This is a genomic window from Chryseobacterium sp. SIMBA_028 (assembly GCF_046535285.1).
GTDB lineage: Bacteria > Bacteroidota > Bacteroidia > Flavobacteriales > Weeksellaceae > Chryseobacterium.
In genome coordinates this window covers 1-251 of the sequence record NZ_JAWRWZ010000601.1, presented here as the reverse complement: position 1 = coordinate 251, position 251 = coordinate 1, and the positions used below count along the sequence as shown (strand labels likewise).

The 251-nt window shown below is 31.5% G+C and carries 1 protein-coding gene; it reads left to right on the top strand.

From position 1 onward, the window contains the following. Positions 1-251, top strand: a 251-nt coding sequence (locus tag SCA31_RS24640; RefSeq protein ID WP_410699590.1) for a hypothetical protein, incomplete at both ends; no start/stop codon positions are given.

Sequence of the window (251 nt, the reverse complement as noted above, 5' to 3'; positions counted from 1 at the left end):
GCCAAAAGCCATTAAAAAAACTTAAAATTAACGGCATTGCTCTTTTTCCCTTTATCTTCATAAGGAAACCCGAAGATAAGGAAAATAAAGAACTTATCAATCACGAAAAAATCCATTTGAGACAACAGCTGGAAATGCTGGTTATTTTCTTTTATATTTTTTACGTAATTGAATATTATTACTGGTTTTTTACCCTAAAAGACAGCTATCTGGCCTATAAAAGAATCTCATTTGAAAGAGAAGCCTATGCC